Genomic DNA, 20,190 nt, shown 5'->3' with positions numbered 1-20,190 from the left:
ATGAGTAGTTTTACAGGCAAAGCCGAAACGGATGATAACCACCTACTGAAGTAGGTGGTTTAGGGCTGAAAACAAAAGGCGGCTTCAAGCCGCCTTTTTCTACTCAATGTGTTACTGCTGTGCAACCGTTACAGGTTTAGTTGCACCACGGTAATCAAACTCAAAACCAATACCTTGGTCTGTCACGTCCATCGTCATACCACCAACAAGCTCGCCTTGTAAGCTTTTGACAACATCATCCGGAACCGGCTCCCCAGTGATTGACGACGCACTCTCTAGCACTTCCAAAATACGCTCTGAATCAAAATCAAAACTGAACAAGCCATTTGGAGAAAGTGATTGCGCCATCACATCTTTGCTTGCTTCCGCAGCACTATCACCACTGTAAAGAGTGAAATGGTTTTCGTTTAGACGAGCAAACACGTCCACCTTCATGCCAGTATGCATTTCTAATAGCTCACTGACATTAACAGGTTGGTTATCCGGTTGAATTTGCAATTGAGCAAGTTCAGGAACGAACATTTGCGCAGTTTGAATAAGCATCATTGGATCATTGGCAGAAAGAGACAACATACCATCTAGCTGGCTAAATACTTCACCATGCTGAGCATTAGTATCTACTTTGATATCAAACATTTGCAGGCTTAACCCTTTAAGGCCATTAACCATGCCTGACCCCATGCTTACAGCGGCTGCTGGATTCTGGCCGCCCATCTCTTGCTGCATTTGTGTCAATAAAGAGCATTGATATTGAGGCTGGGTCAAGTCAGCCCAAATCTGACCAATCGATGGCGCTAGCGTATTAATGTCTAAACCAAGCGCCATACTAAAGAAACTCTTATCACTTTTAGACTCAGCCAATACACCACGAATCGACTTGAGCGCATCTAGAATCACTTTATTGTTGGACTCAACAACAAAAGAACCTTTAATGAACGCCTGATCGCCTTTCATCTTGTATTCTGCAAACGCGACGGACTGAGGCCAGTTTTCTGCAACTTGAGTAAGCTCAGTATGGCAGGCTGGTGAACGCATTTCCTCAATAGTTGGTTCAGGATCTATTGCATCCAACGTGCTGATTTGACGAGCAAACATATTGCCATCTTTCGTCGTCAAACCTTTAATCACTTCGCGATGATCAAAGTAACCAAAAGAGTTGTTGTTTTCACCGTATTTGGCTTGCAACGCCTCAAGGCGTCCACTGTCAGCAATATTTTGACTTGGTGCTTCAAGCCCTAATGCCATTTTAATCGGGTTTTGAACGCCCAGTTGCGGAACATCAACCGTTAACGTAAGCACGTTATCAACCACGGCTACAACCAAGCCAATACCGTCCTGCGGGTCAATTGAATCAGTCATCTCGTAACGACGATACTCGACGTCACCAAGCTTAACCAACTCATGCTTAGCGCCGCTCATCTGCTCTTCATGATCCAGTGTTTTCCATAACGCGGCAGGGTCTTCAATATCCACTTTGTACACCGGTACCATACCAATTGTGTACAACACAGGATTAATGTTTTCCCCGGTGCCCAAATAAGCTTTTAATGTTTCTGGCGACGCAGCACTCTCTAGGTACCCATCGAATAAGTTAACTGCAAACTGCTGTTGTGGAGACAGTGGTTCATCGGCAAAAAGTTCTGCAATCGAGCCTTGATTCGCCGTACCGAATGCGTTCATGTATTTATAATGGTTAAAAGGTTCTGTCTGATACGTCACCATAAGTGAATCTGCAGGAACTTGCGTTAACAGTGAGCCTGCATCACTCGCGGTAGTATTGTTTTGGTACAGGTAGCCAGCGCCCCCTGCTGCTGCGACCACTGCTGTAGCCAATAGTAGTTTTTTCACGACCAACTCCGTTGTCATAGTTATGTGTTCCTAAACGAAATGTAACGCTTAGGTTTAAAGCCAATGAATAGTGCTTTATATCAACCGCTATCATAAACAAGTTATCGATGTAATGAATGTCGGTTTGATAAATTATCCAACATTTATAAGGCAAACCGTGAAGTAAGTTGAATTGCGTGCGGATGCTATTGGCAATATTCACAATCCAATTTCTCGGATAACCGCCTTAAAAATCATAATATTCAGTTAAATGAAGCGATTTGGAGTAATTACGACCAAAATCAGCAGAATATTAAATCTTTATTGAGTCTTTTATCTAATATCTGAAAACGCCTCACGACCTGACACTTCTTTCCAATTTGCCTCTGGCGGTCCCTACTCGTTTTCCTTACATTCCTACTAACTCAGTGACGAGACGTATACCAAATACGAGCAATAGAAGACGATGAAAGACCAGTTGACGATCTCTATATCAACTATCAATGGCTCAAGACATTGGTACTTCAGTAAAAGGATGCAACGCAACATAAAAACGTTTTTCGTTTTTTTTGTTGTTGCTCTGGCCGCGACCGTAATCTTAATTCATCACTTGTACACTCGCGTTGATAATGCAGCGTTAAAACAAGCTGAATTGACAGAGCATTCACGCACCATGGGTGAAGAGCTCAGCACACTGAAAACACTTAAATCAGAGCTAGAAAATGACCTTTCAGAACGGGAAGAACGGGTACAACTTGTTTCGGAACGTTTGGGTGAATTAGAGAAAGTGCTTGGGGTTGGAGAACATACCTCGACAAATAACTTGGATGCTAGGCTCGATGCAGCGGCGATAACCTCAAACGTTCGCATGGTGTTATTAAACCAAATACCAAGTGGCTCTCCAGTCGGCAACGTACGACTATCTTCCGGATTCGGTAAGCGTATCCATCCGGTGACAAAAGTTGCCAAGATGCATCGTGGGCTCGATTTTGCCGTAAATATCGGCACCAAAATTTATGCCCCTGCCGATGGGGTAGTGGAAGTCACCCGCCGCAGTAATAAAGGCTCTGGTAACTTCCTCAGGCTACAACATTCTTTCGGTTTTTCGAGTTCTTATTCGCACTTGAAAGCGTTCAAAGTAAAAAGTGGTCAGTTCGTCAAAAAAGGGCAGCTGATTGCAATTTCCGGCAACAGTGGGCTCTCTTCTGGCCCTCACCTGCATTACGAGGTGCGATTTGTTGGGCGAGCACTGAATCCGAAACCATTTGTCGATTGGAGCCTTAATGATTTCGAAGACATTTTTACTAAGGAGCGAAGAATACGATGGGAATCTTTAATCAAAACAGTGGAACAACGAGTAGCTCAGCAGCTTCAACTCTCATCGCCAAAGGCTGTTCTCTTAGCGGAGAACTCAAAGTAGAAAACGATGTCCAGATTGATGGCATCGTCGATGGTCAAGTTAACGTGGAAGGCACTCTCGTTGTCGCAGAAAGCGGGCGAGTAAACGGTGAAATCTACGCTAAACAGCTGATCATTAATGGCATGATGGACGGAAACTGTCACGCAGAACACATTCAAGTACTTGCCAAGGGACGCGTAAGCGGTAGGATCTGGAGCAATAACCTCAGCATTGAACCTGGTGGCAAATTCTTTGGTGAAGCAGCTGAATTACCTGAAAAAGAAGTGGTAACGCTCAAGGGTAAGGCTCAAGACAGTGCGATCACAAAAGAAAACAACACCAACAATGAAAAGCGACTTTCGCGTAAATCAGCATAAAAGCTTTGATTAAAGTGCTTAAAAAAGACGGCTTTCACGCCGTCTTTTTTATTACTATTGCCACGATTTTCGTCAGAAACTACGTGATTATTCGGCCGGATTTAAAACCATCACCGAGCGTTTTGCCTGTGGACCAAAAGCTGATTTTGCATGCGCTTTCACTTCATCTAACGTCACACTTTTAGCCACTTTCTCAACGTCAAGTAACACATCGACGCCGTAATCATGCACCAAATAACGAGTATATGCCCATGATCTCTGTGCTGGGTTGTCATCCAATCCTTGCATCGCGACTGCCAGTTGTTTCGCGGCCGTATCCACTTCTTTTTGGGTAATATTTGACGCTAAACCATCAAACACTTTGCCTAGTTTACTCTCTAAAAGTGCCACGTCTTCGGGCTCAACTTGAGACTCCAAGAGCCAATCAGAGATGGGTTCGCGATCTTGTGTCATGGTGTAAATGCTCGGGCTGTAATCAAGGCTAGACTCTTCTCGCACAATATCCAAAACACGTGCATTACTAATACGTTGCAAAATATCTTCGATAACCGTGTCTCTTGCCGTACGTTGGTAATCGCTCGTATTAGTCAAACGCATTACATACAACGATGAAGGTTCATGCCCATCCGCAACCACAGTTCGCTCCGGCACTTCCGGGTTAAACGCAACGTGATAATCAATCGAACGACTCGGTTTCATTTCGATAGAGGCCACATATTTACGCAAAAGTGGTGTAATTTCTTCCGGCTCTACGTTTGCAACAATAACCATCTTAAAACCATCATTGGTTTTGAAAAGTTGCTCATGCACCGCTAGTATCTGCTCGGAAGTCACTTGTTCAACATCATCACTGGACACTATACGATGACGACTACCCGGCAAATAAGAATTGCCGTTTGCTTTTTGAATCAGTTTTCCCATCGGTGATTCAAAAAAAGCGCCGCTCTGCTGTTTAAACTCTTGCTTCGCTGCTGCCATCTGGCGCTCGTCGACTTTAATCTCCGTCGCTAGGTTGTATAGTCCATTCAAAGCATCAGTTAGGTGCGTATTTGGCGCCGTAATTTGTGCTCCGTGACTGGTCGCATCAAGCATCGCGCCAAGCGCAATGTTGTTTTTGCGTAAGTAGCTATCTAGCTCTGAACCAGAAAATGCCCCTAACCCACTGCGTATTGCCGTTGTTGCTGCGATTTCATAAGCGGCATACAACGTCGGATCAACAGCGGCTTTACCACCTTGGCTCGCATAGTAAATATACGCTCGACCACCCGCTTTAGTATCTTTTTGGAACCACACTTCGACACCGTTTGATAGCGTATAGACTTGAAAACCACCCGCTTCCTGACGCATGCTCGTGATGCTGCCTTCCTGGGTAGGCTTTAAGAATCCATCCACTTTGTCATACATCTCTAACGTTTTTTCGCCAGTTTGAAGATAGGCACTGTTTAGAGCGGCAAATACACCATTGAACTGTTCTGACGTTTCGCTTTTCCCCAAACCAATAAAAAAGCTTGGCTGCTGAGATAACAAAGCCGCCAATTGTGTGTTAATGCTCTCTAAATTCTCGTTGTTGATGAATTCTGCCAAACTCTGGGCATAATTCTCTTTTGATTGGCTGACACTGTCTTGTCCAATTTGAAAAACACGTGCTTCTGCGTAACTGTTTGGCTTACGCTGACTCCAATCTGAATCAATATTTGCAAGTTCACCTTGCCAATTTGACATAACGCTATCTAACTCGGATTGAGTCGCACCATAATCTCTCAACGACGCCAAGGTACGAATGAAAGTCTGGTGCATTTGTTCGCGGCGATCTGGTGCAAACGAAATCCCTGCCGACATCATACGCTGATAGTTAGAGTAATAGGGCTCTGCATAAGCGTATTGAAAAGGTTCAGCGGCATCACTGAGTACACGGATCAAACGCTGTTGAATGAGTTGTGTTGCGACTTCATCACGCCACACTTCATGTTGTTGCTCAATCGTCGTGCCGCCACTTAGACCACGCTCAATCACTAAATGAAGACTTGGTGATTCCATCGTGTTACTTGGCAAGATTCTGTTTTCGTTGTTCACTCGAATATCACGGCGCTTCTCTATTACCGTATCCGAGGTACTTTCCCAGTTCGAGAACTTGCTTTTGATAATCTTGGACAGTGAATCTACGTCGATATTACCAGTCACAATCAACTCGGCATTTTGTGGCTGGTACCATTTGTCGTAAAACGCCTTTAACTTACTTGAGGAAGCATTTTGAATCGCTTCGCGAGTACCAATTGGGTCATGCTCACCATACATAGTGCCTTCAATCGAGGCTTGGTAAGCATGCATAGAAAAGGACTTATCATCCGGATTGGCACGTCGCCATTCCCCGAGAATCACCCCTTTTTCTTTCTCTACTTGCTCAGGAGCAAACTCAAGTCCGTTACCGATATCTCTCATCCACTTCAGGGCATCTTCTAGCTTCGTATTATTCGCAAGGTCAAGTTGGTAAGACGTTTGCTGATAACTGGTAAAAGCGTTGATATCAGCGCCAAAGCTACCACCAGATTGCTCAAAAAGTTTGACAACGTCGTTACCGGTAAAATGCTCACTACCATTAAACGCCATATGCTCAACAAAGTGAGCGTAACCCTTTTGAGAAGATGTTTCTTGGAATGAGCCGATATTCATCACCAAACGGACCGAGACTTCTTGGTCTTCTGTTGGATAGAGATGGTATTTCATACCGTTCGATAACTGGTCCACGTGCCAGTTGGCGTCAGGTTGAATCGGCGTCGACTGTTGTATCAGAGCACACCCTGACACTAATAACGCGGGGACTAACAATATACTGCGCATAACGATTGCCCATAACAATGATTAAGCTAATCAATATATATCCGGTGCTATAACCTTCACATTTTTAATGGATTATCAGACACGCAAATGTGATAAAGATCACCATTTATTGAAATCAATTCTCATTTACAAAAATCGACAAATCCTTACTTTACAAATACATAAATAATATCGTTCCAAATCCTTTTGCTTATTTGGTGTAAAACTCAAATTCGCGACATGGAGTCAGTATTTATTTTGAGCAATAAAATATAATTATTGAACAGATTCGAATCTGACTTTCTGCTGCATATTCAACAGCGCAGAGAGCACTGATGAGAATAAAAACACAACAACTATTATTCAAAGATCTATTATTCGCTTTATGTTCAAAAATCTATCATTAAAAAACAAACTGGCAATTTCTGCCAGTGCCGCCATCATTCTAGGGGGAGTGCTGGTAGAGGGGCTGTCTTTTCGAGATTCATTAAATAGGCTCGATGTCGAAGTCGCACAGCGACTAGAAAGCACTAGCGCATCTTACAATCAATACGTAAAGGACTGGCTACTCTCTAAAGAGCGCGCACTGACTTCACTCTCTTCTGATTCAGAGAAACGTTCTCTGGTTACACATTTGAAACAAGTCCGAGACTCTGGCGCGTTCGATAACGTTTTCCTCGCTTACCCGGACGGGTCACAAGACAACGCTAATGGGGTGGTTTTGCCACCAGGTAATAACGATCCTCGCAAGTGGGGCTGGTACACCAACGCCATTGCCAATCCATCGAAAGTCTTTATGGATAATCCGACCGTTGCTGCTGCAACTGGTGCGAATGTGGTGTCGCTCGGTAAAGCCCTGCAATTGCATGGTCAAACCGTCGTTCTGGGTGCTGACGTAGAGATCGGTGATATCCTGAACAGCCTCAACCAAGTGATCCTACCGGGTGAAGGTTATATGTTTATTGCCAATGAACAGGGCAATATTTTCACTCATAACAACGGTAAACTGCTGAATCAACCGGTTAGCAAGCTAGGCCTCAACAACAACGACATTACGTCAGCCGCACGTTCAGGTACAGAACGTCGCGTCTCTATTAACGGCATCGAATATGTGATTTACGCGCGCCACATAGAGGGTACCAAACTCACAACGGTCACAGTGTTAGATCAAAACTCGTTGGTTGCCCCACTTTACGATGCAGTTTGGGATCAAATCATCGCAACCACTATCGTCGTCGTTATCTGTGTGGCTTTGTTTAACCTGCTATGTAACATCTTGTTCCGTCCGCTCTACAATGTTTCGAATGCGCTTGCGCAAATCGCCAACGGTAGCGGCGATCTGACTCAACGCATCAAAGTAGAAAACCGTGACGAAGTTGGTGAACTGGCTGAAAACTTCAACCAGTTTGTTGAAAGTTTACAGCAGCTTATTGGTCATATTCGTCACCAAGCGGAAGAACTAAGCCAGCAATCAGAACTGAGCACGACTCGCGCGAATCAGTCGGTTTCTGATCTGAACCATCAGCAACAAGAAATCACTATGGTGGCGACCGCTGTGACCGAAATGGCATCGGCAACGCAAGAGATTGCCGCACATGCAGAGCAGACGGCTAAAGCCGCTCAAGACTCTTCAGCAAGCACACAAAATGGTCATGAGTTGGTGATCAACTCCAAATCGTCCATCAATAATTTGTCTTCTGAAGTCAACCAAGCGAGCGTTGTCATCGGTGAGCTCAACCAGCACGCGCAAGACATCTCAACCGTGCTATCAACGATTCGAGACATCGCAGAGCAAACCAACTTACTGGCTCTGAATGCGGCGATTGAAGCGGCGCGTGCAGGAGAGCAAGGTCGCGGTTTTGCCGTTGTTGCAGACGAGGTTCGCGTGCTATCACAACGCACACACACCTCAACCGAAGAGATTCGCTCGACGATCGAGACCTTGCAGCAAACCACACAACGCGCAGTGACCATCATGGATACAAGCTCTCAGCTCGCGCAAGGTTCGGTGGAAGATGCAGATCGCGCAGCACTGGCTCTGGATGAAATCAACGCGGCCGTTGCGCTGATCAGCGATATGGCAACGCAAATCGCGACCGCCGCCGAAGAGCAAACGCACGTAACCAATGAAATCACGCAAAATGTCACGTCCATTAAAGATGTGACCGATCACTTGGTAGTTGGTGCCGAAGAATCGATGAATCAATCTGCTGAGCTGAAATCGCAAGCTGAGGATCTCAACTCGAAAGTGGCGACGTTTAAACTGGCTTAAACGCCACATTAAGGACGCTCTTAAAAACAACAAACCCCGCTAGCAACTTTGTTACTAGCGGGGTTTGTTTTTATGGATCGACGTTTTTATTGCAGATAGCTTTCCAAAGACGTAAACCTACACCGCCACACACATCGGCGTGCCTGAGATTGGGTCATTAAATACTCTCGCTTGTAAATCAAACACCGATGACAACATGCCTTCTGTCATTACCTCTTGCGGTGTTCCCTGCGTGACTAACTGACCTTTTTCCAACACCACCAAATGATCGCAGTAACGGCACGCTTGGTTTAGATCGTGCAGCACTACGACCACTGTTTTGCCTTTGTCGTTCATCTGCCTCATGAGTTTCATCAGCTCAACTTGGTGAGAGAGATCCAAGTAAGTGGTTGGCTCATCAAGCATCACTACGTCGGTATCTTGCGCCATTACCATCGCAATCCACGCTCTTTGCCTTTGACCGCCAGACAACGATTCAACTGGCTTGTCAGCAAACTCAATCACGCCAGTATCTTGCATTGCTTGCTCGACCAAGGCTTTGTCTTGTTGACTTAACCTGCCCCAATGAGAGAGATAAGGCGAGCGGCCATATTCGACCAGTTTTCTGACGGTAATACCTTCAGGACCGACAAGAATCTGCGGCAGCAAAGACAACGAACGCGCCAAGCGTTTATCACCGTAGCTGCTTAGTGGTTTGTCGTCATACAACACTTGGCCAGAAGCGGGTTTATTGATGCGTACCAAGGTTTTTAATAGTGTCGATTTACCGCAACCATTTGGACCAACTAGTGCGGTAATTTTACCTTGAGGAATCGACAAAGAGAGATCTGGAATGATGGTCTGTTTGCCGTACGCGACGGATAAGTTCTGCGTTCGTAACATGCTTACCAACCTCTATAACGATACAAAAGAAAAATGAAATATGGTGCGCCAATAACAGATGTCAGCACTCCCGCTGGTAGCTCAATTGGCGGCTGTAAGCCTCTCGCTAAACCATCGGCGCAAATCACCAACAAAGCGCCAAGGGTTGCAGCGGCTGGAATCAACAACTTGTGGTTGTGGCCAAACAGCAAACGCGCAAGATGCGGCGCAAGCAGGCCAACAAAGCTGATCGTGCCTGCCACAGACACACTGATACTCGCCAATAGCACGGCAGCAATCAACGCAATAATTTGGATCTGTCTTGGTTTCGTGCCAAGTGTAGTGGCGCTTTCTTCTCCCAGTCCCATAACATCTAGCCGCCAAGCCAGCCAAAACGCCAATGGTAGTAGCAGCAATAAAGCACTCCAAATAAACGGCACTTGTTGCCAGTTTCGTCCCCACAAACTGCCGGTTAGCCATACCATCGCCGTGTTGATTTCAATAGGGTGCACAATCAGAAGAAAATCGATACCGCTGGCTAAAAATGCGCTGACAGCAACACCAATCAGCGCCAAACGTGCTGGTGTTGGTTTCGACCAGTAAGCCAGCACAGCAATAAAGCCAGCAGCAAGCAAGCCTCCCGCCATGGCGACCATCGGCAACATTGCCACTGGCGCATTCGGATACAGCACCAAACAAGCGGTAGCCGCCAGTCCTGCTCCGGCGCTTATCCCCATTAAATCTGGTGAGGCAAGTGGATTACGGATGACGCCTTGAACTAAAACGCCTGACAGCCCCAACCCAGCGCCCACGCCAATGGCGAGCAACATTCTCGGTAATCGATATTGGTGAATCACAAAGTCCGAGTCAGAGAAAGAAAACAGTAATGCAAAAACCTGTTGAGCCGACATGTTCGCCGCGCCAACAAACAGCGTGAGAGAAGACGCAATCAGCAACAATCCAACTAATGCAAACAGTTTGGTTTGATTCATCATGATGATTTCCTCATTGCAATCGCGATAAAGCAAGGTGTGCCCAACAGCGCGGTAATCACGCCCACTGGCGTTTCAGCCGGAAAGGCAATCGCTCGTGATAAAGCATCTGACCACGTCACCAATGCCGCGCCACACAAGGCGGAAACCGGAATGAGAATGTGATAGTTGTGACCAACAATCGGGCGTACCAAGTGCGGCACTAACAACCCGACAAAGCCAATTGGCCCAGCAATCGCTACGCTAGTTCCTGCCAACAGCACAACCGCTAAACCACTGATAAATCGCGTAAGACGAATGTTACCACCTAGCCCAACAGCAACTTCGTCCCCCAACGCGAGTAAATTTAAGTTTCGCGCTAAGCCCATGGCGAGCACCAAACCTAAAGTCGCAAAAGGCCACAGTTGCTGCAACTGCTCAGAATCTACCGCAGAGAGTGAACCCGTTAACCAATGCAACACGCTGTAAGCCATGTCATCCGCCAAAATTACCGACGCACGAGTTAACCCTATCAGCAGTGCACTGATGGCAATGCCCGCTAGCACTAAACGCAATGGGTGAGAACGCGCGGAGAAAAAACCGCCCAACAACATGACCGCACCACCACTTAGTAGCGCACCGAATACTGCGTTGATGATGGGGTTCAATTGACTAAAGAATGGTACGCCGATGGAGGCCAAGGCCATAAAACACGCCGCACCAGCATTAATGCCGAGAATGGATGGCGACGCCAAAGGGTTACGAGTTAACCCTTGCATCAGCACACCGGATACCGCAAGCGAAGCACCAATCAATAACCCAGCATAGGTGCGAGGAGCGCGCAACGTCGCAAGAATTTGATGCAGCATATTGCCCTCATCAAACGCAAACCAATAGCTTGTCAGATCATTAACACTCAAAGAAAAGTTGGACCACCCAATCATTGAGGCGGTATAGCCTGACAACGTACACAACGCCATAGCACTGACAAACAAGCTCGCTTTCCAATGCGATTTGCTAACCGAAGACGGGCTTTCTGAGATTATCGACGCACTCATGAGCGCTCCAATAACGCTTCAAGGTTGCAGGCAATTTCTTCCGCCGCCAACATGCCGCGATTTAATGACCACAGTTCCGGAGAGACTTCTACCAGTTGCTGCTTTTTCGCCGCAGTTAACAGCTTAAATAATGGATTTTTGCGCCATTCATCCACGATATTTGGTTGAGAGTAAAGTCCAACTAGTAACCAATCAGGGTTGGTTTTTAGCAAAAGTTCGAAGCTGGTTGGGATATACGCATTGCGCTCAGATGGAGCCAGCGGGCTTTGGATGCCTAGAGTGCTCAAAACGCCGCCAGCGTAAGAAACCCGGCTATGCAGCCACATCCCTTTGTCGGAAACCACACCAAACTGAATGGTTTCTTGTGTCGAAAAATGCTGTTTGAACTCTGCCATGGTCTGTTTGTGCTGCTCAATGCGTTGCGTCATTTGCGCTTGCTTGCCAATCGCAACCCCGATTTTCTGTGCAGATTCGAGGTTTTCTTGATATGTCTCTCCACGGCTTTTTAACAGCAAGGTTGGCGCAATTCGCTGCAAATCCTGATAAATAGCACGATGGCGTTCGGCATCGGCAATGATCAAATCAGGCTTGAGCACCGCAATCGCCTCTAAACTCGGTTGTGAGCGCATGCCGACCGATTGCCAAGGTTCGATCTTGTCACGAACAGCAGGGATGACTCGTGTGGCATCGTTGTCATCGGCAACGCCTACCGGTGAGACATCGACGGCCGCCAGAGCGTCCACAAACGAAAACTCCAAAACCACAATACGTTGAGGTATCGCTTCTAGCTCAAAAATGCCTTGCTCATCTTTCACGCTGCGCGCCTGAGACAATGCGCTAAATGACATCAAAGCTGAGCTCAGTAGCATCAGCAAAACGGTTGAAAAGTGTTTGATCGTAAATTGTTTTTTATTTTTCATCTTGCTTTTTTCCAGTGCTAAGAGTTTTCCATTACCTAAGATCGGCAAAGTCGCCAAGGTAAATTGGCGACTTTTCTTTTCAAACTCGGTGAACGAAACGCTTAAAACTGATAGTTCAGATCCAGTGTGTAAGAGCGTCCCGGAGCTGGGTACCGACCAACTGGGCTTGTATCAATCCCGCGGAAGTAATACTCCTCGTCAAACAAGTTGTTCACCGCAACATTCATGCGTAACTTGCCTTTATCGTCTTTGTATAAATCCGTCCCCAAGTTGAAGTTCCACACCATGTAAGATGGTACTTTACCCGTTGCGCCTGTTGCATCTTCGGCACTGGTGTTGGCGTTATCGGTATACGAATCACTGAAGTAGAAGCCCGATAGCGTGGTGTCCATGCCGTAAAATGCGTAAGTTGCATCCCAACCAAGCTGATGCTTAGAGGTGTAAGGCAGTTGATTACCTTTATTCGCGCCTTCTTCTTCAAGCGTAGCGTCTAGATAGTTGTAGCTTGCGCCTAAACTCAGTGCAGGTAGAACTTCAGGCACATAACGAGCAGAAAGCTCTATGCCTTGGTGAAGTGTTTTTCCGATGTTATCGAAAGTCTGCGTTGAGCTTTGCCATTGCAATTGATCTTCAAAGTCGATGCGATAAAGTGCAGCGTTAAAGCTGGTCGCATCTTGGGTGTAACGCGCGCCGACTTCGTAGTTCCAAGCCAGTTCGCTACCTTCTTCACCCAAGCCTCGGATGTAGGCAATTTGTGGCGCACGAAGTGATTTTTGCGCGTTCGCATACGTCACCCACTGATCAGTTAAGTTGTATGCCACCGTCAAACCTGGCAACCATTCCGTCACGGTGTTGTCTGCTGTTTGTTTTTTACCACGATCGGTAAACGTCATTCGAACCGACTCAACACGCAACCCAGGCGTTACCTTCAATGTATCATTGAACAAACCAATTTCGTTGCTAACGTATCCAGCAAACGCGTCCGTATCTAAATGCCAATCACGCGGAACGCTGGTTGCACCGCCGGCGATTGGAGTCTGAGTGAGTTTGTAGTCGATGTCTTCGTTAACATAACGGGTACCCACGATCCAGTTTTGAGTAACGGATTTACCTTCGCCAAAGTACATCGCCATTTTTGGCTCTATACCATACACGGTAAATTCACGTGGAGAGGTACGAACGTCCGTCGCTGGCAGAGCCGGATCCGCCCAATGGCCACCCGCGCTGTTAAAGCCCCACTTGAAAAGACGCTCTGACTTATGGCCAAACGTTAGCACTTCTAGCTCAGCACTGTCGGCAAATGGCAAATCGTGGATGTACTTAACACTCCAGCGCGTCGACTTACCTTCATAATCATCGTAAGGACGTTTCGATTGGTGACGATCTTGCTCGTAATCTTGTGGCGAAAGTGCGCCCGGCATTTGCGTTTCAGCATCGTAACGTTGCAGGAATGCTTGAATCTCTTGAGTGTCACTCAGTAGCCACTGTGCTTTGGCTTGGAAGTTCTTCACGTCCGTATCGGAATTTTCACGGAAGCTTTCACCTTTTAGGAAGTTACCTTCCAACTGTAGTGCAAATGTGTCGCTTAACCAGCCGCCCGTGCGTAGGTAAAAATCATTCAGCGGCGCATCACCGCCATCAAACACGGTAAGGCGGTTACTGATTTCAGTTTGCCACGTGTGTGGAATCGGTTTGGTCACTAAGTTGATCACACCACCGACGTTGTTTGGGCCGTACTGTACTGCGGCACCACCGCGTACAATGTCAATACGATCAAGCATCGACAGTGTTGCTGGGAAGATAGACTGACCAGTGTGACCATATGGCGCAAGTGTTAGCGGTACACCATCCATCAAAAACTGAGCATGACCACTACGGCTTGCTTTCAAACCACGTACGGAAATGTTAGGCAATACGCCCGTTCCGCTTTCATCCTGAACTTTAATACCCGGCACGCGCTGCAGCGCGTTATCAATCGAACCTGCGGCGGTTTTCTCAATTTGATCACGGGTAATGACGGTACGAGCACCAGGGTACTCTTTGACGTCTTCAATTTCAGAGTTACCAATCACACTACCAGTGACAACGACAGTTTCCATCGCGGTAGTTTGTTCTTTTTTAGCAGGAGCGGCAACCGCGCTCATGGATGTGGCAGAAGCGATTGCAATCGCAAGCACACTGTAAGTGGTAGACAAACCAGCACGTACACGCACTTTACCATCCAAATTCTGGTAAGACATTAAGATCTCCTTTGCGAGAAATTGAGCCTCGGGCAGAATACATCCCGTAGGCTCTCGGGGCTAAACATCCTCAATATGAGGAAAAAATCGGCTAACAGGCGCTAACTACGCACAAAAAGCCTAGAACTGATATCCGTAGCTGAGCATGAACTCGGCTGGTGCGCCGTAGCCAATCTGGTTTAAGCCAGACGTGCCGTTTGTTGCGCCAAGAATGTATTTCTCATCCAAAATGTTGTAAGCGTTCGCTTGGATTTTGTGACGACCAGTGGTGTACGCCGCCATCAAATCCACCGTTGTGTAATCGCCAAGTGCGACGGCTTCGTCGTTCCCTGCATAACGGTCGCCCACGTACTTCACACCACCGCCTAAACGCCAGTTGTCATCCAATTGGTAAGTGCTCCAAAGAGAGAACAAGTGGTCTGATACATCGTTAGGCTTTTTGCCTGTGGCTTTGTCTTCCGCATCCAAGTAGCTGTAACCCACAGAGATGTCCCACTGTTTGGTGATTTGGCCGCGAGCCTCTAATTCAATGCCTTGGTGACGCACTTCAATTTTATCGATCACATCGCCGTCCACGTTAGTTTGTGGTTGCTCTTGATCAATCTGGAACAGTGCCGCATTCAACATTAATGCGTTATCCAAAAGGTACGCTTTCGCACCCACCTCTTTTAAGTCGGTGTGGAAGAATTCCGCCAATTTTGGATTGATGTAGATACCAGCGTACGGTAACTGCCAAGAGCGCGCTAAACTGGCGTATACGGATGTGTCGGAATTGATGCGGTATACCAAACCAGCACGGTAGCTGACTTTGTCATCATCCAATTTTTCCTTATCTGAGCCCGCTTTTTGTTGTTCTAGCTCCATCGAGTCGTAACGCACGTTACCGATCAAAGAAAGGTCACCCCACGTATAGACGTCTTGCACATACAAACCTGTCGTGGTGGTGGTATTGTCACGAAATGGCTTAAAGCCCGGATCAGGCGTTGGACCAACGACTGGGTCGTAGATATTTTGCGGAGGAAGCGTTTTGTCACTTGCCAACGTTAGGTCGATATCGATCTGGTTGAAATCTGCACCCACCATCAATTGATTGTCCCTGGTTTCCCAAACCAACTCAGATTGTAAAGTGGTCGTAGTACGTGGATCGTAACCAAAGTTGTTAACGGTTTGAGACACTTCATTACCCGTCACTTTGCCCTGACGCGTGCCTTTTTGCTCAAGTTCGATATGGTTGAACGCCGCTCGGTTGTTCCATACCCATTGATCATTCAGACGCCATTCGTAATCCACCGCAATACGGAGACTGTCTGACTCCTGATAGTCGTTTGTGCCGCCAAAGTAAGTGCTTACTGGCAAATCAACTGGCTTGCCATTTTTTGATGGCACACCACGATACGGCACTAGTTCTTGATGGGCGTATTCCACGTCAATATCAATGGTGTGACCTTCCGCTGGTAACACACGAATGGTCGGTGCAATGAAGAAATCGTTTGAATCAACATGATCAACGTACGAGTCGGCTTGACGGTATTCCAAGTTAATACGCCCGTTGACCTTATCTGTAAACGCCATTGAGCTGTCGACCTGACCAACATATTGGTTGTTGCTGCCTACACTACCGTTTACGTGAGTAAAATTCTCACCGTTAGCGCGTTTCGTCACCAAGTTGATGATGCCCCCAGCCGAACCACGGCCATACAAAGCACCCGCAGGGCCTTTCACAATTTCAACGCGTTCAACGTTCGCTAAGCTGCGGTAAGACTGCAACGTACCGTCATCTCGCAAGCCATCACGGTACATATCGTTGAGTGAATCAAAACCACGGATCATGAACTGATCGCGGCTGCCTTCGCCCAAGGTGTTATTGACCCCGGCTACCCCATCTAGCGCATCCACTAAGCGCACCGCGCCTCGGTCTTGCATTTCTGTTTTCGTAACTACGGATACCGCTTGTGGCACATCAAGCCATTCCACATCGGTTTTGGTGCCTGATTGAGGCATGTGTTCAGCATAACCTTCGTACTGATGCCCGAAGACTTGAATCGTTTCAGTTGCTGATGAGGTTGAGTTCGTCTCTTCTGAAGCCACTGCGCTTGGTGCTACTAGTGAAGAACCAATCGCGACCGCCAAGGGGGTCAGGGTCAATAATTTATTCATTCCATAATTCCGTTTAGTTGTTATAAAGCCAACGGATGGAAATAAGAACAAATATTATTTCTATTTGCAATATTAATTTTATGCTCTATATTTATTTACCCTAAAAACACAACTAACAACAAAAAAAACCAAACATAATAACAATAAACACTAAAACTTCTGCCCTCCGTCTCGCGAGAGGCACATTGGAAGACGACCGTGAGCGACTTTATCAACGTTAGAAGAAAATGTTAGAAAATTAGGAAAGCTCATGAAATCTACGATGATTATCGTAAGTCATGTCGTTAACGATGCAGTCACTCACGGCTTCGTGCCTGCAGCTAAAGCGATGGACCTTCACGTCGTTCTTATCACCGACCATAAGCTCAGCCATTTAGAGTTGGCGAGTCGTGATAGTCACTTTAATCCGGATACCATTCTAGAATGTGATGTCTTCAACCCATTAGAACTCATCGAAACCATCACGGAGCATGAACTAAAGCCAGACGCTGTTTTCAGCAATAGTGATCACTTACAAACTTCCACCGCCATCTGCGCGCAATTTTTTGGTCTACCAGCCAAAGATTGGTCTGTCACGTTAAAGGCCAAAAACAAACACTTAACTCGACAAGTGTTAAATGAAAAATCCTTACCCAACACACAAAGCTGTTTGCTGCATCGCCATTCGAATGTGGCATTAGGCATGGCCTTCCCTGTCGTAGCAAAACCCAAAGAAGGCGTGGCAAGTATAGATGTACAGCGCTGTGACTCCCAAAGCGAGCTCGATGCATACTGCGATACGTTTTGGCAAAAGCACCCAAACGCCACCATTCTGGTGGAGCAGTTTCTTCAAGGACCGTTGGTTACGCTCGAAACTTTAGGAGATGGTAACCAACTTATCGCCGTGGGCGGTTTTGATGTGTCGCTCTCTGAGCCGCCTTACTTCATCGAAACCGCCGCAGACTGGAACGGACCAAACGGCATTGCTCACCGAGAAGCTTGCTTGGCTCAACTGAAAGCGTTCGGCGTTGGTTTTGGAGTTTGCCACAGCGAATTTATCATCACGGAAAACGGCCCAGTTCTGGTGGAAATTAACTACCGCAGTATTGGAGATGGCCGCGAATTCTTGCTCAACAATCTCGCTCACTTCGGCTGGTTTAGCACGATTTTGGGTCTGCATCTGGGTCGAAGATTGGACGGCGATTACCAAATTCATGGGTCAGCGCACGTGCACTACGTAGTTGCGGGACACAGTGGTGTGATTGACGGAGGTTCGACGTCGTTCATCCAACACGATGACGATATCATCACCCAGCAACAGGTACTAAAAACCGCTGGAGAACACTTCCAACAGAGTTATTCCAATAAGGATTATCTCGCCCGAATTTCGATTGTCTCACCATCAGGGCGAAACCTCGACCAAGCGCTGCAGAACGCGCTTAGCAATTTCGATCTCGCTCCGACTCGTGAGGTGGCAGCATGAATGACAACGCTTTGTATCTAACGCAACGATTGATCGACACTTGCTTGCGCGAAGACATGTTTGGCATTTTGTCGAAGGCCAAGTTCAGTAGAGACGCGCCAAAAGGGGTAATTGTTCCTCAAGACGAGCAAGTCTGGCTGATATTTGCCAACTCTGATTTCACGTTGTATTTACCTGTTGCGCCAACGTATTACATGCAGCACTGGCGCTACGGTCACGCCAATGACGAAACACCACCAGGTTGGTGGGTGGAGAAAAATGGCCAAGTCGAGCATCAACAGCATTACAAAGAGTGGATTGCGCTACTAACGACACTGGCGCATGAGAGCTCTCACGAGTTGTTGGCGGGATACCTTCAAGAACTGGAATGTGCAGAGAAACACAAAGCGCTGTGTGACCAAGCGTTTCATCATCACGCAGACCACATTTCTCAACCAATATCCGAGCTTGGTTCTTGGCATCAAAAACTGCTGCTAGCCGACCAGATCGCTTCTTACCTTGACCACCCGTACTATCCAACTGCGCGGGCGAAGTTTGGCCTGAGCGATGAAGACCTTGCTAAGTACGCGCCCGAGTTCGCACAAAGCTTTGCTCTGCATTGGATTGCGATTGAAAAATCACTGGTAACATTAACCAGCGGACAACCTGATTGCTGGCCAACCATGGAGCAAGTAGGGCTTCCTGCTGATTTTGCACTGAGCCACGTTCTGTTCCCTGCACATCCGCTCACCCTGCGATCTTTAGAAGCCTTACCCGAAGGTGTGATAGAAGCGCCTTTAACGTATCTAGACGTGACGCCGACGCTTTCCGTTCGTACTGTGGTCGTCAACGAGGCACCGCACATTCACATCAAGGTTCCGCTGATCATGCGATCGCTAGGCACGAAAAATATTCGCTTAATCAAGCCTTCAACACTGTATGACGGCCACTGGTTTGAACGCCTACTCAGCCACCTTGAACAAACGGACGCCGATTTAAACAGTCGCTTGTTCCATTGCAACGAAAAACACGGTGGACACATCGGCGAGGATAAAACCTTCGCGTACATCGTACGTGAGTACCCACTTACTCATTGCGAAGACAAAGCGTTAGTTCCGGTTGCAGCACTAGCAAGCCCAATGCCTGACGACCGCTTGTTCTTAGAACATTTGGCAGAACATTACTATCAACAAGATACGCTGGCGTGGTTCCAAGATTACGTCGATCTATTATGCCAAGTGCACCTCACCTTGTGGCTTCGTTATGGCATCGCATTGGAGTCCAACCAGCAAAACGCCATCATTGCATTTGATCAACAGGGCAAAATGACGCTCGCGATGAAAGACAACGACGCGGCGCGAATTTGGCCAGAGCGCTTCCACTTTGCAACAGAGCATGCCGCCCAAAAACACGGAACAGGAACAACTCCCGTGGATTGTGATGAACTGCTCGACCAACGCATCAAAGTCGACAATGAATTGGCGCTCGGTCAGATGTTTACCACCATCACACTGCAACTGGATATTGCAGCGATTGTAGAAGCCATGGCAGCGAAGGGCATTTCCTCTTCAGCATCGCTTTACGCTATCGTGGCCAAAAGCATTGCAGAGCAACTCAACCGATTAGAAGGCGAAGGGTTAGAGACAAAACTGGCTCGCGAGTTACTGCAAGAGGCACCTGATTTGTACGCCAAGTACTTGTTGAGCTCTGGCAGTTTGCTCTCAAAAGAAGCCTCCGGCGCGAGTGACATCAATAAGTTCTATGGTTTGTCGGCTCCGAACTTCTTGCTGCTTTCTAGCGAAGAAGCGCAACGCGCCTACTTAGAAGCCATCAAAAAAAGCGTACGTTAA

The 20,190-nt window shown here is 47.1% G+C and carries 13 protein-coding genes; 5 read left to right on the top strand and 8 right to left on the bottom strand.

What is annotated here, in order from left to right:
- Positions 1-111 precede the first annotated feature (111 nt).
- A complete protein-coding gene (locus R7R78_RS11840; protein WP_225473638.1) occupies positions 112-1,866 on the bottom strand; it encodes a hypothetical protein in 1,755 nt (584 codons plus the stop codon).
- A 427-nt stretch (positions 1,867-2,293) separates the two neighbouring features.
- On the opposite strand from R7R78_RS11840, the gene R7R78_RS11835 reads away from it, so the two are divergent.
- Positions 2,294-3,247: a M23 family metallopeptidase gene (locus R7R78_RS11835; RefSeq protein ID WP_005374721.1), complete on the top strand. Its 954-nt coding sequence runs from the start codon at positions 2,294-2,296 to the stop codon at positions 3,245-3,247.
- Positions 3,151-3,603, top strand: coding sequence for a bactofilin family protein (locus tag R7R78_RS11830; RefSeq protein WP_138939491.1), 453 nt, complete (start codon positions 3,151-3,153; stop codon positions 3,601-3,603). The genes R7R78_RS11835 and R7R78_RS11830 overlap by 97 nt, the downstream gene beginning before the upstream one ends.
- Positions 3,604-3,690: 87 nt before the next feature.
- On the opposite strand, the gene R7R78_RS11825 is transcribed toward R7R78_RS11830, so the two are convergent.
- Entirely contained in the window at positions 3,691-6,441 is a 2,751-nt protein-coding gene (locus tag R7R78_RS11825) for a M16 family metallopeptidase (protein WP_225473636.1), read from the bottom strand.
- 364 nt (positions 6,442-6,805) lie between these two features.
- On the opposite strand from R7R78_RS11825, the gene R7R78_RS11820 reads away from it, so the two are divergent.
- Complete coding sequence (locus R7R78_RS11820) at positions 6,806-8,692, top strand: methyl-accepting chemotaxis protein (RefSeq protein ID WP_005383451.1); 1,887 nt, start codon at positions 6,806-6,808, stop codon at positions 8,690-8,692.
- A gap of 117 nt (positions 8,693-8,809) precedes the next feature.
- Here R7R78_RS11820 and fecE read toward each other — a convergent pair whose 3' ends face one another.
- The 6 genes from fecE to R7R78_RS11790 all read right to left on the bottom strand — a co-directional run bounded on the left by fecE (position 8,810) and on the right by R7R78_RS11790 (position 16,899).
- A complete protein-coding gene (gene fecE, locus R7R78_RS11815; RefSeq protein WP_213905526.1) occupies positions 8,810-9,574 on the bottom strand; it encodes a Fe(3+) dicitrate ABC transporter ATP-binding protein FecE in 765 nt (254 codons plus the stop codon).
- Between the two features lie 2 nt (positions 9,575-9,576).
- A complete protein-coding gene (locus R7R78_RS11810) occupies positions 9,577-10,548 on the bottom strand; it encodes a FecCD family ABC transporter permease (RefSeq protein ID WP_047102431.1) in 972 nt (323 codons plus the stop codon).
- Complete coding sequence (locus R7R78_RS11805; RefSeq protein ID WP_334458728.1) at positions 10,545-11,504, bottom strand: FecCD family ABC transporter permease; 960 nt, start codon at positions 11,502-11,504, stop codon at positions 10,545-10,547. The genes R7R78_RS11810 and R7R78_RS11805 overlap by 4 nt, the downstream gene beginning before the upstream one ends.
- A gap of 74 nt (positions 11,505-11,578) precedes the next feature.
- A complete protein-coding gene (locus tag R7R78_RS11800) occupies positions 11,579-12,502 on the bottom strand; it encodes a Fe(3+) dicitrate ABC transporter substrate-binding protein FecB (protein ID WP_225473632.1) in 924 nt (307 codons plus the stop codon).
- Positions 12,503-12,603: 101 nt separating this feature from the next.
- Positions 12,604-14,742 (bottom strand): TonB-dependent siderophore vibrioferrin receptor PvuA, encoded by a 2,139-nt coding sequence (gene pvuA, locus R7R78_RS11795; protein ID WP_225473629.1) that lies wholly within the window; start codon positions 14,740-14,742, stop codon positions 12,604-12,606.
- A gap of 120 nt (positions 14,743-14,862) precedes the next feature.
- Complete coding sequence (locus R7R78_RS11790) at positions 14,863-16,899, bottom strand: TonB-dependent receptor (RefSeq protein WP_025768678.1); 2,037 nt, start codon at positions 16,897-16,899, stop codon at positions 14,863-14,865.
- 250 nt (positions 16,900-17,149) lie between these two features.
- Here R7R78_RS11790 and R7R78_RS11785 point away from each other — a divergent pair, with 250 nt between their 5' ends.
- Together R7R78_RS11785 and R7R78_RS11780 are read left to right on the top strand one after the other, a co-directional pair.
- Complete coding sequence (locus tag R7R78_RS11785; protein WP_085569434.1) at positions 17,150-18,361, top strand: ATP-grasp domain-containing protein; 1,212 nt, start codon at positions 17,150-17,152, stop codon at positions 18,359-18,361.
- Entirely contained in the window at positions 18,358-20,190 is a 1,833-nt protein-coding gene (locus R7R78_RS11780; protein ID WP_225473627.1) for an IucA/IucC family protein, read from the top strand. The genes R7R78_RS11785 and R7R78_RS11780 overlap by 4 nt, the downstream gene beginning before the upstream one ends.

The organism is Vibrio sp. 2134-1 (genome assembly GCF_033339495.1).
The sequence above is the reverse complement of the archived record's forward strand: the minus strand, read 5'-3'. Positions and strand labels throughout refer to the sequence as shown.